This is a genomic window from Paraflavitalea sp. (assembly GCF_059502485.1).
Genome location: NZ_JCACET010000011.1, coordinates 907756 through 924779 on the forward strand (window position 1 = coordinate 907756; position 17024 = coordinate 924779).

Consider the following 17024-nt stretch of genomic DNA (forward strand, 5'->3'; position numbering starts at 1 on the left):
GCAGGAACTTTTTTGGGGTACACGAATAGGGGCATTCCCTACCGAAATATATTCATCCTTTGGGAAATTGACAAATTTCGAAAATGGCGGGTGTCAGGTAAATTATCGCACCCGTCCGGCCCCGGCATAGTGCGAGGAATAGTACGTATCATCCAGGTCGTTGATCATGACGCCGCCGGAAGTGGAGGCGTGCACAAATTTATTGTTGCGCAGGTAAACGCCTACGTGGGAAACACCGGCCTTGCGTCCGCGCGTTTTGAAGAAAACAAGATCACCTTCCTGCAGGTCATCCTTCTTTAGCCGCTTGCTGCCCTGGTATTGCTGGGAAGAAGTGCGGGGCAGCATGAAACCATACATGGCATAAATAAATGTTTGAGCAAAAGCGGAGCAATCCACGCCATTTTTGTCGCTGCCGCCATATTTATAGCGGGTACCGTACCACTCTTCGATAAAACCGATCATTTTTCCGTCTGTCAGTTCTTCCACAGGCGTGTTGAGCAGTATGGAATATTTAAATTGTAAGGGATCGCTCAGTTCCACACTTGAACCAGTATGAACAGCAGGACCTGAAGCAGGACGTTCACTCAGCGGCGGCGTGGCTGAATAATCGGGAGATCCGCCAGGCGCTTTGATGGATATATTCTCGATAAACCGGGGCGAACCGGAAGCTGGCTTTTTATGGTGATTGACCGGTGGCGCAGCAGCCGTACTCTTCTTCTGCGTGCTGCAACTGGTAGCCGCCAGTGCCAGTAAAAGGATAAAGCTTCCGTATTTTAAAATGTTCAGCATCAGCGCCCTGTTAAAAAATAAGTGCCGCAAAGGTAACAAATACGTTGCCAAAATACAACCCCTGTGCCATTCACCGATGTGGACAATATATTGTCAATTGTTTAGCAATTGTTAAGGAACTTTGCAGACGGTCTTTTGTTGTAAATATCCCGGAATCTGAAATAACAAACTTGAATGTGTAAATTCTCGCATCTCCACGTCCATACCCAGTTCTCTCTGCTCGACGGAGCAGCCTCCATTCAGTCATTGTACAAAAAAGCCATTAAGGATGGCCAGCCGGCCATTGCCATTACCGACCACGGTAACATGTTTGGGGCTTTTGAATTCGTGTCGGAAGCTTATAAACACAAAAATGAAGATGGCAGCCTGAAGGTAAAGCCCATTGTAGGTTGCGAGTTTTATGTAGTAGAAGACCGTCACCGCAAAATATTCTCCAAAGAAGTAAAAGATGAGCGCTACCACCAGGTGTTGCTGGCAAAAAATAAACAAGGTTACCAAAACCTGATCAAGCTCACCTCACTTGGATACATCGAAGGGATGTATAGCAAGTATCCCCGTATCGATAAAAAACTGATCGAACAATACCACGAAGGGTTGATCGCTACCACCTGCTGTATTGGAGCCTACGTGCCACAAACCATCCTGCATGATGGAGAGGAAAAAGCAGAGAAGGAATTCAAATGGTGGCTCGACCTGTTTGGAGAAGATTACTTCATCGAGGTACAGCGCCACGACATCAAAGAGCAGATCCAGATCAACGAAGTGCTGCTCAAATTCGCGAAGAAATTCAACGTCCCTGTCATTGCCACCAATGACAGCCACTATACCGACCAGGACGATTACAACGCCCACGACATCCTGCTTTGTATCAACACCGGCGAAAAGAAAAGTACACCGGGTTATGATGACATCGTCAATGACGACCTGAACGTGAAGGAACGCCGTTTTAAGTTCCCCAACGATCAGTTCTACTTCAAGACACAGGATGAAATGAAGAAACTCTTCAGTGACATTCCTGAGTCCATCGACAATACCAATATGATCGTGGACCGGGTAGAGCTGCTGAACCTGAAGAAAGATATCCTGCTGCCTGCCTTCCCATTGCCCAAGGAATTCCAGTCGACAGAAGACAGCAACCTCAACCAGTGGAATTACCTCCATCACCTTACGTATGAAGGTGCCAGAAAACGCTATCCGGAGCTAACGCCCGAGATCACGGAACGCCTCGACTTCGAGTTGTTCACCATCAAAACGATGGGGTTTGCCGGCTACTTCCTTATTGTGAGTGATTTCATCAAGGCAGGGCGCGACCTGGGTGTATTCATCGGCCCCGGCCGTGGTTCGGCTGCGGGTAGTGTGGTAGCTTATTGTATCGGCATTACCAATATCGATCCTATTAAATACAACTTGCTGTTCGAGAGGTTCCTCAACCCCGACCGTAAGTCGATGCCCGATATCGATACGGACTTCGATGATGAAGGCCGTCAGAAAGTGATCGATTATGTAGTAGACAAATATGGTAAATCGCAGGTAGCGCAGATCATCACCTATGGTACCATGGCCGCCAAGATGAGTATCAAAGACGTGGCGCGCGCATTGGACCTGCCGCTGGCCGAATCCAACGCATTGGCCAAGCTGGTACCGGATAAACCGGGCATAGAACTGGGCCGTGTATTGAAAGCGCCCATAACCACCAAGGAAGGCGAAAAGTCGCTCGAAGAAAAAGAAGGCCTTGGACCTGATGAATTGGAAAGTGTAAGAAGAATACGCGAGATCTATAAAAGTGATACCCTCAACGGAAGTGTGTTACATGAAGCTGAACGTCTGGAAGGATCAGTACGGAATACCGGTATCCATGCGGCGGGCATCATCATCGCCCCCAAAGACCTTACCGAACTGATCCCTGTATCCGTTGCCAAAGATTCGGACTTGTGGGTTACCCAGTTTGAAGGTAGCATCATTGAAGACGCCGGTGTAATCAAGATGGACTTCCTGGGTTTGAAGACCCTTACCATCATCAAGAATGCGCTGGAGATGATCAAGCAGAATCATGGTGTGGACATCGTGATAGACGATGTGCCGCTCGATGATATGAAGACCTATGAGATCTATCAAAAAGCGGAGACCATCGGTACGTTCCAGTTCGAAAGTCCCGGTATGCAAAAGTACCTGCGCGACCTGAAACCTGACCAGTTTGCGGACTTGATTGCGATGAACGCCTTATATCGCCCCGGTCCGCTGGCCTATATCCCCAACTTCATCGATCGTAAGCATGGCCGCGAGCCCATCACCTACGACGTTCCCGAAATGGAAGAATACCTGGCCGATACTTATGGTATCACGGTATACCAGGAACAGGTGATGTTGCTGGCCCAGAAACTGGCCGGCTTCAGCAAGGGCGACGCCGACGTACTCCGTAAAGCGATGGGTAAAAAGCAAAAAGCAGTACTGGACAAGATGAAAGCCCAGTTCACCAAAGGAGGTGCCGCCAAAGGCCACCCTGAAGACAAGCTGGAAAAGATCTGGACCGACTGGGAAGCCTTCGCCCAATATGCCTTTAACAAGTCGCACTCAACCTGTTACGCCTTTGTAGCCTACCAAACAGCCTACCTCAAGGCCCACTACCCTTCCGAATACATGGCCGCCGTACTGAACAACGCCGGCGCCATTGAAAAGCTCACCTTCTTCATGGAAGAGTGTAAACGCATGGGAAAGAAGGTATTAGGCCCCGACATCAACGAATCGCGCAAAGGCTTCTCGGTAAACGAAGCAGGCGATATCCGTGTAGGACTGGGTGGATTGAAAGGTGTGGGTGAGGCCGCTGTGGAAAACATCATTGCCGAGCGGGAAGCCAACGGACGCTACTCCTCCATCTTCGATATGATCAAACGCATCAACCAGCGGGCTGTGAATAAAAAGACCCTGGAATGCCTCGTATATGCCGGCGCTTTCGACAATTTCAAAGAATACCACCGGGCACAATATTTTACGATACCACAGGGAGAAACAGCCTCCGGACTGGAGAAGATCATCAAGTACGGCAATATCTATCAGCAGGAGAACAACAGCACCGCCAATACCCTCTTTGGCGACCTGCCCAAAGCCCTGGACATTCCGCTACCCAAAATACCGCCCTGTGAGCATTGGACATTGACCGAGCTGCTGGACAGGGAAAAGGAAGTAACTGGTATGTTCATGAGCGGTCACCCGCTCGACCATTTCCGGTTCGAGATCAAACATTACGGATTTACCACCATTGCCGACTTTAATGAGATCAAGGATTCCATTGCCCTGCAGCCCAACCCGGGCAGAACGTTCAGGTTGGCAGGACTGGTAACAGATGCCCAGCACCGCGTAACCAAGACGGGCCGCCAATTTGCATCGTTTATCGTGGAAGACTATTCCGGCAAAAGCGAGTTCATGTTGTGGAGCGATGATTATATGCGCTTCTCGAACTACATGGAAAAAGGCAAAAACCTGTTCATAACAGGTTTCTTTAAACCACGCTTTAACAAAGTGGAATTTGAGTTCAAGGTAGACAAGATCGTGCTGCTGGAGAGCATTAAACAAAACCTTACCAAACAGGTTATATTAGATATCGAAGCAAGGCACATCAACGAGGAAATGGTGACCTTCATTGAAAAGAATGTTAAAACCCACCCCGGCAAAGCCGGCTTAAAGTTCAACATCCGGGAAATTAAGCGGCAATACAAGATCAGCCTGTATAGCCTGGAAATGGGATTTGAGATGAATGACGAAATGACGGCCTGGCTGCAGAATAAGCCCGAAGTGGATGTACAGGTTGTCACTGTGTAAATGTGGATAACGTCAGACGGTCAGGTATTATGTTTTGGTTATAAATTTGTCGGTTCTTAGGAGTAAGTTAAAGAATGAGTCCCGTAACGGGAAACCCAGACCAGGCTTACCAACAATCAATAAAATAATTAATTTTACATCTAAATTTAAATTTATGGCTTTAGAATTCACCGACGCGAACTTCCAGGAGAAGGTGATCGCTTCCGATAAACTGACCGTTGTAGACTTTTGGGCTGAGTGGTGTGGACCTTGCCGTGCAATCGGACCAGTTATCGAAGACTTGTCTAAAGAATATACCGGAAAAGTTAACGTTGGTAAAGTGAACGTAGACCACAACCCACAGATATCTGTTAATTACGGTATCACTTCTATCCCTGCTATCCTTTTCATCAAAGGTGGTAAAGTGGTAGACAAGCTGGTAGGTGCTCAACCGAAAGCAAACTTCGTAAAGAAGATCGAGCAGCACATCTAAGTGTAGCCGTCACCTTATATAACTCAAAGCGGTTCCTGTACAAACGGGAGCCGCTTTTTTTGTGCCCTTTCCGCACTGGCAGGTGTATATATACAAGGGCTTAACTACGTAGCCATCAACGGATCATCCCTTAACAGATCGTCATTTTTTATTGTATATCAAACACTTGCAACATCCGGCTTTTTTGACTATTCTTGCGAGGATCTATAAACGAAAAACCCTAAACTCCAATATTTATGAAATGGAAAGGCTTACGCCTCCTTTGCATGACTGCTTTACTCTTTGCTATCCTCTATGCCTGTAACAAATCCGACTCGGGCGGCACAGGCAGCGGCCACCAGGTAGAATTTGTAAGAGCCACCATCTCTGGCCGCATTACCGACGAAAATAGTTTACCAGTTACAGGCGCAAGCGTTACTGCAGGCGCTACCACCATATCTACTGATGCCAACGGCTATTTCAACCTCAAGAACATATATGTCGATAAAAACGCGGCACTCGTAAAAGTTGAAAAGACGGGCTATTTCCTCGGCACTAAAACCGTTATGATCGAGATAGAAAAGAACAACCCGGTCAACATGCAGCTGATGCCCAAAACAGTAGCCGGCACCATCGACGGCGCCAGCGGCGGAGAAGTAACAGTACCTGCTGCAGGCGGCTCCATTCAATTACCAGCCAATGGTGTTATCGATCCACAAAACAATAAACCCTATACAGGCGCTGTAACAGTGAGCGCTGCTTTCATCGATCCTTCAGCTGACAATTTCCGCCAGATCATGCCCGGCACCTTGCGTGGCATTAATACCAACAATGAAGAAACAGGATTGCAATCATTTGGTATGATGGCGGTAGAATTGAATGGCGCAGGCGGTGAAAAACTGCAGATCGCATCCGGCAAAAAAGCGACCCTGCATTTTCCCATTCCGGAAGAATTGAGAAGTCAGGCACCTGCTACTATTCCCTTGTGGAGCCTCGATGAAAAAACAGGTTTGTGGAAAGAAGAAGGACAAGCCACAAAACAAGGCAATGACTACGTAGGCGAAGTAAGTCACTTTTCCTTTTGGAATTGCGATGCCCCCTTCCCTATTTCCAATTTCACAGTAACACTCAAAGATCAGAACGCACAAGCAATACCAGATGTTGAAGTAGTCATCTCAGCCAGCCTCACAGATACTACCAGTATTGCAGGCAATGGCTATACGAATGCAGATGGTGTGGTGAAAGGAACCTTGCCCGCCAATCGTGCACTTAAACTCAAAGTATATGACAAATGCCGCAACATGATCCACTCACAGAACATTGGTCCCTATACTACCGATACGGATCTCGGCACTATTACCGTCAACACACAAATGTCGTCACTGACGATCTCAGGAACAGTCATAGACTGTAACAATACACCGATCGCTAATGGCTATGTAATGCTACAGCTGGAAAATGTATACTACAGCATACCGGTTATCAATGGCAACTTCACCAAAGCCATTATACGTTGTAACAACAACGCCACCACTGCCAACATCAAAGCATACGACCTGGCCAATAATGTATCAGGAGCAACGATCAGCGTACCGGTTTCAGGCAGCACGCTCAATGCGGGTCAGCTTTATGCCTGCGGCACTACACTGAACTCCTATATTAAGTACACCATGGAAGGCGTAAACTACCAGACTGCATCACCTGCAGATTCGATGGTCGCCCACTTAGCAAGCCAAAATTTGATCATTGGCGCCTTCTCAAAGATTGATTCTACCAGAACACACATTGTATTCATGATAAGTGGAGGCGCTGGTGCTGCCAATACGATGAATACCTTATATGTGAGCAATGGACAATCGGGAGGTAACCAGATCATGTATCACTCCGGCAGCAATTTATCGGCCCCTGTAGCCATTACAGAGTATGGTTCAGCTGTAGGCGAATACGTTTCAGGTGCTTTTGCAGCCAGTGTGTATGACAGTGCCCGCAGCCTTTCCCTGCCTGTTCAATGTAACTTCAGGGTAAAAATCACTAACGTACAACGCTAAACCTTACAATATGAAAAAAACCTCATTACCCTTAATAGCTTTATTGCTGCTGGCCGGCGTGATATACATCAGCTGCCAGAAGTCGGACACACCCGACATCGACAACTACAATACTTACAAGACCGAATTGGTGACCGCCGATATATCGGGACGTATTGTAGATGAGAACCAATTACCCGTAAGCGATGCCACCGTAAAGTCCGGCACCGCTTCGGTAACCACCGATGCAAGCGGCACCTTCCGGCTGGCCAACCTGTCGGTAGACAAACATGCCGGCAGCATTACCGTGGAGAAGGCCGGCTACTTCAAGGCTGTCAAGACAATTGTTGTAACACCCAACAAAGACAATACCGTTTCACTGCAGCTGATCAAAAAAACAATAACTGGTAGCTTCAGTGGCACCAGCGGTGGCAACATCACCCTGCCAACAGGAGGCCGTGTTGTTTTCTCATCCAACGCCATCGTGACCGATGGCACTACTACCGCTTATACAGGCACGGTAGCCGTGAGCGCCTTCTTCATCAACCCCGAAGCCAACAACTTCCAGGAGATCATGCCTGGTACTTTGCGTGGCATTACAACCAATAACGAAGAAACAGGATTACAATCGTTCGGTATGATGGCCGTAGAACTGAATGGCACTGGCGGAGAGAAACTCCAACTCGCCAAAGGCAAAACAGCCGGCATCACCTTCCCGATCCCTGCCAGCCTGCGTGCATCGGCGCCAGCTACCATTCCATTATGGAGCCTGGACGAAAAAACAGGCTTGTGGAAAGAAGAAGGCTTCGCCACCCGCCAGGGCAATGATTATATCGGCGAGGTAGGCCACTTCTCCTACTGGAATTGCGACGCACCTTTTAAAGTGATCGATTTTACAGCTACTATCAAAACACAAGACAACAATGGGCTTGCCAGCGCTAAAGTAGTGATCAGCGCAACAGGCGCCGATACGGCACTCTCCGGATTCGGCCACACAAATACCGATGGTATTGTAAGTGGTAAGATCCCTGCCAATCGAAACCTGACGATGAAAGTATACGACAAATGCGGAACACTGTTACACACAAAGAACGTAGGTCCTTTCACTGACAATACCGACCTGCGTGTTACTACCATTAGCTCTACAGCAACAACCGTTTCATTCACAGGAACTGTTGTGAACTGTAGTGCAGCCGCTGTCACCAGTGGGTATGTAACTATTAACGTGGAAGGCATTTATTACCAGGCAAACCTTGTAAACGGAGTTTTCAGTCTCACTGTAGCCCGTTGCTCCAATACTGCCACCTCGGCGAGTATCACTCCTTATGATCTTGGCGGCACCCAATCGGGACAGCCTACAACCATTGACGTATCCGGTACAACCGTAAATGCCGGACAATTGGTAGCTTGTGGCAACAATATTTCGCAGTTCATCAACTACAACATCAATGGCACCAGCTATAGCTACACTGCCGTCGATTCACTGCTGGGCTATCGCTCTTTGCAAAGCGAGCAGACAATAATATCTGGTTTTGAAGGCAACCGGGAAGTCACGTTTGCCTTCAGAGGAGAAGCATCCCCCGGAATAAGTCCGATTTACGTTATTTACATCAAAGAAGGCAACAACATTTATCGTAAAAACGGTGATATAACGGTAAATGTCACGGAATATACTAATACAACAGGTGGATTCATTGCCGGCAATTTTACCGGTAGTGTAAAAGACACCCTTACGAGCAACATATTGCCTATTAGTTGTACGTTCCGCGTCATGAAATCCAACTAAGATCATAACTCCGGTATTGAACCGGGCAGGGCATTGTAAAGGCGCACTTTACAATGCCCTTTTTTATAATATTACAAATTCAGGCAAAGACAACCGCTACAAGCCAACTTTTGACGCAGTCCCACATAGATTTCAATGGGAATACGATTTATTCTTATATTGCCCAATCTTTTAATTTCAACCATCTACCTGCATGAGTCCAGTACTGGTCAACCTTTCCCGCGGTCTGCTTGGCATGTTCTTCCTGCTCTTCGTATGCTACCTGTTGAGCAACAACCGGAAGGCGATCAACTGGAAGCTGGTAGGCATCGGTATCGTAGCCCAGATATGCTTCGCATTAGGCGTATTGAAAGTGAACTTCATCAAGATTGTCTTTGGGTATATTTCAGAAAAGTTTGTCGAGCTCATCAACATAGGCCATACAGGTATCGAATTCATCTTTGGCAAACTGGCCGACCCTACCGGCAACTGGGCCTACATCTTCGCCGTACAGGTGCTACCCAATATCATCTTCTTTGCAGCCCTTTCAGCCATGCTGTATTACCTCGGCGTATTACAGAAGATCGTATTCGTATTCGCCTGGATGTTGAAGAAGCTGGGTATATCCGGCCCTGAAAGTGTTTCCACCGCCGCCAATATCTTCCTCGGTCAAACCGAAGCCCCCTTGATGATCCGTCCTTTCCTGGACAAGATGAACCGCTCGGAGATCATGTGTATTATGGTGGGTGGCTTTGCCAATACTGCCGGTAGTGTACTGGCTGCCTATGTAGGATTCCTCGGCGGCAGCGATGTGGCACAGCAGAAATACTTTGCCCTGCACATGCTCAGCCAGTCTATTATGAGTGCGCCCGCAGCTATTGTTATATCCAAAATATTATTCCCGCAAACAGAGAATGTAATGCGCGAGTTGAAAGTACCCAAAGAAAAAATTGGCGACAACTTCCTCGACGCCATTTCGCTGGGCACTACCGACGGTTTAAAACTGGCGGTCAATGTAGGTGCCATGTTGATCGTATTTACCGCGATCATGTATCTCTGCAACTACATATTGGGTTCAGTAGGCCATTGGTTCAGCATCAATGATGACATAGCAAGAGTGACCGGTGGCCGGTATAACTCCCTCTCCTTACAGATGATACTGGGCTATGTGTTTTCGCCGGTCGCCTGGCTCATAGGCGTCAACAGCAATGAAATGATACAGGTGGGGCAGCTATTAGGAGAAAAGACGATCCTCAATGAATTTGTAGCTTATATCTCATTTGGGCAGATGAAAACAGCTGGCAGCATCAGCGACCCCAAATCTATCCTGATCGCCACCTATGCCCTCTGCGGATTTGCCAATTTCGCGTCCATTGGCATCCAGATCGGCGGCATCAGCCAACTGGCGCCCAACCAGCGCAAAAACCTCACAGAATTAGGTGTAAAAGCCCTTATCGGCGGCACCATCGCCTGCCTCATGTGCGGCTGTATTGCAGGAGCGTTGATGTAAAAGAGAGAGTAAAAGGAAACATATATAAGAAGGGAACTTAAGTCAATCAGAGCAATTTAATGAATGCCACAACTAATCCTACAATGGCAATAGCCATACCGACTAACCATTTAATAACATCTACTTTTGCTTCAACAATGGTTGTTTCTAATTTTACTAAATCAGTTTTAGTAGCAAGCCTATCTTTCGCTGCATCAAACTTAGCATCGATCACCAGTTCAATCTCCTGAACCAGTGCTTTTGCATCTTCATCATTTTTAAAATGCTTGTTCAACAATTCATATATTTTCAGCGTCTGAGAAACCGTTGCCATTATTCTATTGGATTTATCCAAAAGTAACAAAAAAGGCCAACATATACAATAATAAAAACATATCAAATTAACGGGTAACAGCTTCGAATTCAGGTAAAAATAGTAAACAATATAATCCCGCTATTGTTAATTAACGTACTGTAACTTTGCCCATCATGAGTATTTCAATCCAGCAGGTTATTGCCGCCGAACCCGATGCGGCCCTCCGTACAATCGCGAACAAGATCGTTGCCAAAGAACGTATCACCCCCGAAGACGGTGTATTACTCTTCGAAAGAGCCAACCTACCCTTCGTAGGCGCCCTGGCCAACTTTGTACGCGAACGCCTGCATGGCAACAAGACCTATTTCAACCGCAATTTCCATATAGAACCTACCAACGTTTGTGTATTCGCCTGTAAGTTCTGTTCCTACTCACGTCTCTATGCCCACCGCGAAGAAGGCTGGGAACTGACCACAGACCAGATGCTCGACATCGTAAAAGGCTACGACGGTAAACCAGTAACCGAGGTACACATCGTAGGCGGCGTGCATCCCAAACTCACACTGGAGTTCTTTGCCGACCTGCTGCGCAAGATCAAAGCCCACCGGCCAGAGTTGCACATCAAAGGCTTTACCCCAGTGGAGCTGGATTACATGTTCCGCAAAGCGAAGAAAAGCGTGGAAGAAGGCATGGCCTATCTGCATGAAGCAGGGCTGGATTCCCTTCCCGGTGGTGGCGCAGAGATATTCCACCCCGAAATTCGTCAGCAGATATGCGATGACAAAGTAGATGGAGAAGGATGGTTGAAGATCCATGAAGTAGCCCACAACCTGGGCATGCATACCAACGCCACGATGCTCTATGGCCACATCGAGCAATACTGGCACCGTGTAGACCATATGGAACGCCTGCGTCAACTGCAGGACAAAACCGGCGGCTTCAATACCTTCATCCCCCTCAAGTTCCGCAACAAGCAAAATGAGATGAGCAACGTGGATGAGTCTACAGTAGTAGAAGACATGCGCATGTATGCCATTGCCCGCCTGTACATGGACAACTTCCAGCACCTGAAAGCCTACTGGCCAATGCTGGGAAGACAGAACGCACAACTCACCCTCTCTTTTGGCGTGAACGATATCGACGGCACCATCGACGACTCTACCAAGATATACTCCATGGCCGGCTCCGAAGAGCAAACGCCTGCCATGAGCACCGCCCAATTAGTAACACTTATTAAGCAGGTAAAACGTCAACCAGTAGAGCGAGATACATTGTATCATGAGTTGAGAGACTACACAGATATCGACATCAAAGAAATTGAAGTAAATCCATTATTGAATTAAGGAACGGGCAACACAGGCGGCTGGTAAGACTAATCAGCACTCACCACTGACAACTCACTACTCACCATTACACCGCCTCCAGTACCCAGGTTTCGCGGCCCTGCATCCATTCCTGCACTTCGGATTCCTGTATAGCGCGGGAAGCAAGCTTGAGAGAACTCAGCGAAGGATAGTCTATATCGATGCGACGCACCACCCGGAAGTGGCAGCTGGCAAAGAAATCGAGCGCAGCCTCATAACTGTCGAACTTATTCTCGTCGATGCGATGCTCTTGCAGAAATTTAGTGAGCTGCTCATCAAACGCCTCCTGCGGTAGCTCCAGCAGGCGGCTCATATTCTTCTTAATATACGCATCTCCCGTCACCCAGTAACCGCCCCGCTCCTTCAGCAGCCGGTGAATAGAAGCACAGAGCTGTGCTTTCTCAGCCGTATTGAGGTATACGAGCAAACCCTCATTCACCACCGTAACAGGTCCCGGGGAAAACGATTGTACTACCTGGTTGAATTGCGCTTCATCCATAGCATTCAATGGCTCCACCAGCAATTTACCTTTCAGCTGTAATTCCTTCTCCTCTATCAATTTCATTATTAATTGTTGCTTGTTGCTGATAAATTCAGGCAGGTCGGTATCGATGTAAGTAACATCTTTACGAAGCGCCATATCCAGCCCACGGCACGAAAAGCCGGAAGACAACTCCAATATCTGGTGAGGATTGATAGCCGCCAGCGCCAGATCGATGGTTTTATAGCGGTTCTCGAAATGAATGACGCGGCCAAATAAAACGCGGGAGCGTTTTTCGCGGGCCGATGTCATAAAAGCCTCCACATCGCCCACCAGCGCCGCCGTATCCTTTGCAAAAGGAATATCCGTAAGCGCTTTCATCATGAGCAAAGCACCGGCAGAAGGACTGATCGTATTGAAGTCACGCTGCTCCGACATAAGAATAAAATATAGAATTACTTATTGCCGATTGTCGACTGCCGATGCCCTAACATTCCGGCAAACTGATCGGAATATGCACCGCCAATCCACCTTCAGCAGTCTCCTTATATTTAAAGCTCATATCCTTCGCCGTATCCCACATCGTCTTGATCACATTGTCGAGCGATACCTTGGCAAAGTCGGGCGTACTCTGCAACGCCAGCTGTGAAGCAGTAATAGCTTTGATAGCCCCCATGGTATTACGTTCGATGCAGGGGATCTGCACCAGTCCGCCAATAGGGTCGCAGGTAAGCCCCAGGTGATGCTCCATAGCGATCTCGGCCGCCATCAACGCCTGCCTTTGCGTGCCGCCCATCGCTTCCGTAAGGCCCGCAGCAGCCATGGCAGAAGACACACCGATCTCGGCCTGACAACCGCCCATAGCAGCGGAAATAGTAGCCCCCTTTTTAAAGATGCTGCCTATCTCGGCAGCCGTATACATGAACTGTAAGATCTTTTCTTCCTTATAACCATCGCAGAAAGCCACAAAGTATTGAAGCACGGCAGGGATCACACCGGCAGCACCATTGGTAGGCGCCGTTACCACCCGGCCAAAAGAAGCATTTTCTTCATTCACTGCCAGCGCAAAACAGCTCACCCAGTCGAGCGTATACTTGAAATGATGCCCGCCATCGCGGATCGCTTGCAACCAGGAATCGTAATCAGTATACGACCTGCCTTCCAGCAGCTTTTTATTGAGTTCGGCAGCACGACGTGTAACACTAAGTCCACCAGGCAACATGCCCTTGGTATTGCAACCACGGTAAATACACTCCTTCATTACGCGCCAGATGTGCAACATGCCCAGCCGCGTTTCCAGTTCAGGGCGCCAGCTATTTTCATTTTCCATAACCACTTCACTAATGCTTAGACCAGTCTTACGACACCAGTGCAATAAGTCATCCGCTTTATCGATAGGGAAAGGCAATTGAACACTGGAACCACCGGAAGCTGCATCATCTTCCTCGCGCTTCACAAAACCACCACCGATCGAATACCAGGTCTCGGCAATAGAATCACCATTATGAAAAGCAGCCAGGAAAGTAAGCGCATTGGGATGATAAGGCAGCGATTCGGTCATGAGGAATTCAATATCTTCAGCAGGATCGAAGTCGATCTCATGCTTGCCATGCAGCAACAGCTTCTTCATGACCTTGATATCTTCCATCTTCGAATCGATGAGATGCACATCGAACGTCACAGGATCATCACCGCTAAGCCCCAGTTGCACGGCCACATCGGTACCATGCCCCTTGCCGGTTTTAGCCAATGAACCATAGAGCAGCACACGTATGGCCGCCACATTGAACAACTGACCTTTATCTTCGAGTGATTGCAAAAAACGCTGGGCAGCCCGCCAGGGGCCAAGGGTATGAGAACTGGAAGGTCCCACCCCTATCTTGAACATGTCGAATACTGAAATAGCTTCGTGCGGCAAAGGAATAATAATTTAGTACAAAGGTAAATGAAATAGGTATTAGCTTTTAGCCGTTGGCTGTTAGCTAAATGCTAAGCACTAACGGCTAACACCTAAAGGCTAACACCTAAAGGCTAACGCCTTTCTTACAACACTTCGTATAAAGAGATATCGTAGATAAGGATGGAGTTGGGAGGCACCACTTCCGTATTGCCCACTTTCTTGCCTTCCCAGCCATAAGCCAGCGTAGGTGGCAGCCAGATCCTGATCTTGCCACCAGCTTTAATAAGCGGTAAAGTAATGCGCCAGCCTTCCAGCATCAACTTCAGGTTGAGCACCGTATTGTCATCGCGCTCCACCTCGGCGCCGGTAACCAGCTTGCCATTGAACCCTACTTTGATAGAAGAACAGATAGACGGACTATTGCCGGTGCCCTCCTGGATGATTTGATAATAAAGACCACTGGCATGTCTGGTTGCATTAATACCGCGGGAGGTGATATAATCTGTAAGCGCCATTTGTTCACTGGAAGGAGCTACCAGGTCACGTGGCACACAATCATTTTTATCCTTGAAACAATTAGCCAGCAACAGAGCTGCACAAAACAGGCACAAGGCTATTTTCCGCATGAAGAGTTATTTGCAGTGTAATAGTTTGGTTAAAAGACAGTGGGGCCAATATGATAGCTGCATCAGACCGTTCCCTCTTTGGCATCCCGTTCTTCCCGTGCCTTCAGTTGGCGGTAGTATTGATCCTTCTGGTCCCACTGGTGACGCTTGTAAAAGATAGCAACAAATACCGTAATAACAAACACGGCAAGGATCAAAACCAAAGGATTCATCATGCCATTCATGGCCATGTCGGCCCTTTTGTACCAGAGCTTACCGGTAAAAACGATCGCCAATACAGGCAGGGCAAACAATAACCCCACCGGGAGACCCGACATCAATTGCTGCTGCCACCTGCTTTGCCGTTCCCGGACAGCCTCCCAATATTGGATAAATTGCTTCTCACGTTCCGTCAGCATATTAAGAATTTAAACATAGCATAATAGAGCATTCCTGCACAAATGTCCTGCAAAAATAGCACACCAACCATCATAATACTTGCATACCAATAATTTATGATTAACTTGTGCTAAATCAGCAATACCTTGAAATTATCTATCCTTTTAGCGCAGTATTTCTATCAGCACAAACAACTGAATTTGCCATCCATTGGCTCCTTCACGCTCGATGCGGCTGTTACAGTACCCGACTCAAACGATAAGAATTTTCGGGAGTTCCTCAAATACGTACAGTTTTCCCAACAGCCCGTTGCCAAAGCCGATGATGCGTTGATCGATTATATCCGCGCACATACCGGTAAGATCAAGCCACTGGCAGAGTCGGACCTGGAATCATACCTGGCCGATGGCAAGCTGTTACTCAATATTGGTAAACCCTTCCATATAGATGGCATTGGCACCCTCTTCAAAAACAAGCTGGGCATCTACGAATTTACCCCCGGCGAACCCAGCCTGGAACGCATGGAGCTGGTAGAACACCGGGAAGCAGAAAGACCAGCGCCTGCAGCTAAAAAGAAGTCAGCCTTCGACGACAGCTATAGCCGTATCGAAGCCCATCACAATCGCCGCAAGGGTCTCCTGATCGGCACCCTGGTAGTAATAGGATTAGCAGTGATCGTATGGGGCGGATATATGCTGTACAACAACAAGAATGACAACCCAGAGCAGAGCACAGCGCCACAACAAATAGCGGCCGATACCTCCACCCCTCCGGCGGATTCAGTATCCCAAAAACCAGCAGACAGTGCGGCTACAGCCCCTGCTACTATCGTAACACCTCCCGGTAGTTACAAGTATATCGCAGAAACAACGACACGTAAGACAAGGGCTCTCACAAGACATGCCTTCCTGCTTACGCTGAACCCGAACTATAAACTGGAAACAACAGATTCCCTGACGTTCAACATCACCGTCGTTATACCGGGCACACCAGCCGATACCACCCGGTTGAAAGATTCACTCAACGCCTGGTATTATGGCACCAAACCCATTAAAGTACGTATAGCACCATAACCGTATGCGCCGCACGGCAGACTATTGGATACAACAACTACAGTTGACAGAACATGTGGAAGGAGGCGCTTTCAGCGAAGTATACCGCTCCCCTTTGCAAGTGGCAGCAGTAGCATTACCTGCTACATTTGGCGGCCCGCGCAATATCAGCACCAGCATCTATTTCCTGTTGAAAGAAGGACAGTTCTCCGCTTTTCACCGCATCAAAAGCGATGAATTATGGCACTTTTATTACGGAGATCCATTGATAGTATATGAGATAACAGCAGATGGAACACTAACTGAACACCTATTGGGCGACAACCCCGAGCTGGGGCAACAATTTCAATGTGTCGTCAAAGCAGGCAGTTGGTTTGGCTCCCGTGTACAACACGGCAGAGCTTACTCCCTCGTAGGCTGTACCGTTTCACCCGGTTTCGACTTTGCCGATTTTGAACTCGCAGAACGGGAAGCATTGAGTAAAGAATATCCTGCCCACAGTAAACTGATCGAAGAACTTACAAGAACATAAAGCGTAATCGTCCCTATTGCCGATTCACGACTGCCGAT

General features: G+C 47.9%; 14 protein-coding genes. 8 read left to right on the forward strand and 6 right to left on the reverse strand.

Going from position 1 to position 17024, the window contains the following annotated elements; all coding sequences use genetic code 11:
- Positions 1-102: 102 nt before the first annotated feature.
- A complete protein-coding gene (locus tag AC5JBY_RS31420) occupies positions 103-789 on the reverse strand; it encodes a C40 family peptidase (RefSeq protein WP_495908667.1) in 687 nt (228 codons plus the stop codon).
- A gap of 174 nt (positions 790-963) precedes the next feature.
- Here AC5JBY_RS31420 and dnaE point away from each other — a divergent pair, with 174 nt between their 5' ends.
- The 5 genes from dnaE (at position 964) to AC5JBY_RS31445 (ending at position 10358) form a co-directional block, all read left to right on the forward strand.
- The gene (gene dnaE, locus AC5JBY_RS31425) at positions 964-4605 is read left to right on the forward strand and encodes a DNA polymerase III subunit alpha (protein ID WP_495908668.1); all 3642 of its coding nucleotides are present in this window, start codon (positions 964-966) and stop codon (positions 4603-4605) included.
- A gap of 154 nt (positions 4606-4759) precedes the next feature.
- Positions 4760-5077, forward strand: coding sequence for a thioredoxin (gene trxA / locus AC5JBY_RS31430; RefSeq protein ID WP_167289426.1), 318 nt, complete (start codon positions 4760-4762; stop codon positions 5075-5077).
- Between the two features lie 236 nt (positions 5078-5313).
- Entirely contained in the window at positions 5314-7104 is a 1791-nt protein-coding gene (locus tag AC5JBY_RS31435; RefSeq protein ID WP_495908669.1) for a carboxypeptidase regulatory-like domain-containing protein, read from the forward strand.
- A gap of 10 nt (positions 7105-7114) precedes the next feature.
- Positions 7115-8869: a carboxypeptidase-like regulatory domain-containing protein gene (locus AC5JBY_RS31440; RefSeq protein WP_495908670.1), complete on the forward strand. Its 1755-nt coding sequence runs from the start codon at positions 7115-7117 to the stop codon at positions 8867-8869.
- A 193-nt stretch (positions 8870-9062) separates the two neighbouring features.
- On the forward strand, positions 9063-10358 hold the full coding sequence (locus tag AC5JBY_RS31445) for a NupC/NupG family nucleoside CNT transporter (RefSeq protein WP_495908671.1): 1296 nt from the start codon (positions 9063-9065) through the stop codon (positions 10356-10358).
- A gap of 46 nt (positions 10359-10404) precedes the next feature.
- Here the strand turns inward: AC5JBY_RS31445 and AC5JBY_RS31450 are convergent, their stop codons facing one another.
- Positions 10405-10671 carry a hypothetical protein gene (locus AC5JBY_RS31450; protein ID WP_495908672.1) on the reverse strand — a complete coding sequence of 89 codons (267 nt, stop codon included), beginning with the start codon at positions 10669-10671 and terminating at the stop codon, positions 10405-10407.
- 155 nt (positions 10672-10826) lie between these two features.
- Between AC5JBY_RS31450 and mqnE the strand changes: the two genes are divergently transcribed.
- Positions 10827-11996, forward strand: a complete 1170-nt coding sequence (gene mqnE / locus AC5JBY_RS31455; protein ID WP_495908673.1) for an aminofutalosine synthase MqnE — start codon at positions 10827-10829, stop codon at positions 11994-11996.
- Between the two features lie 67 nt (positions 11997-12063).
- On the opposite strand, the gene AC5JBY_RS31460 is transcribed toward mqnE, so the two are convergent.
- From AC5JBY_RS31460 to AC5JBY_RS31475, 4 genes are all read right to left on the reverse strand, one after another.
- Positions 12064-12936: a hypothetical protein gene (locus AC5JBY_RS31460; protein ID WP_495908674.1), complete on the reverse strand. Its 873-nt coding sequence runs from the start codon at positions 12934-12936 to the stop codon at positions 12064-12066.
- 49 nt (positions 12937-12985) lie between these two features.
- Positions 12986-14416 carry an L-serine ammonia-lyase gene (locus tag AC5JBY_RS31465; protein ID WP_495908675.1) on the reverse strand — a complete coding sequence of 477 codons (1431 nt, stop codon included), beginning with the start codon at positions 14414-14416 and terminating at the stop codon, positions 12986-12988.
- Positions 14417-14541: 125 nt separating this feature from the next.
- Positions 14542-15024, reverse strand: a complete 483-nt coding sequence (locus tag AC5JBY_RS31470; RefSeq protein ID WP_495908676.1) for an FKBP-type peptidyl-prolyl cis-trans isomerase — start codon at positions 15022-15024, stop codon at positions 14542-14544.
- Between the two features lie 62 nt (positions 15025-15086).
- On the reverse strand, positions 15087-15422 hold the full coding sequence (locus tag AC5JBY_RS31475) for a hypothetical protein (protein ID WP_495908677.1): 336 nt from the start codon (positions 15420-15422) through the stop codon (positions 15087-15089).
- A gap of 126 nt (positions 15423-15548) precedes the next feature.
- Between AC5JBY_RS31475 and AC5JBY_RS31480 the strand changes: the two genes are divergently transcribed.
- Positions 15549-16475: a hypothetical protein gene (locus tag AC5JBY_RS31480; RefSeq protein WP_495908678.1), complete on the forward strand. Its 927-nt coding sequence runs from the start codon at positions 15549-15551 to the stop codon at positions 16473-16475.
- A gap of 4 nt (positions 16476-16479) precedes the next feature.
- The gene (locus AC5JBY_RS31485; protein ID WP_495908679.1) at positions 16480-16986 is read left to right on the forward strand and encodes a cupin domain-containing protein; all 507 of its coding nucleotides are present in this window, start codon (positions 16480-16482) and stop codon (positions 16984-16986) included.
- The last annotated feature ends 38 nt before the right edge of the window (positions 16987-17024 follow it).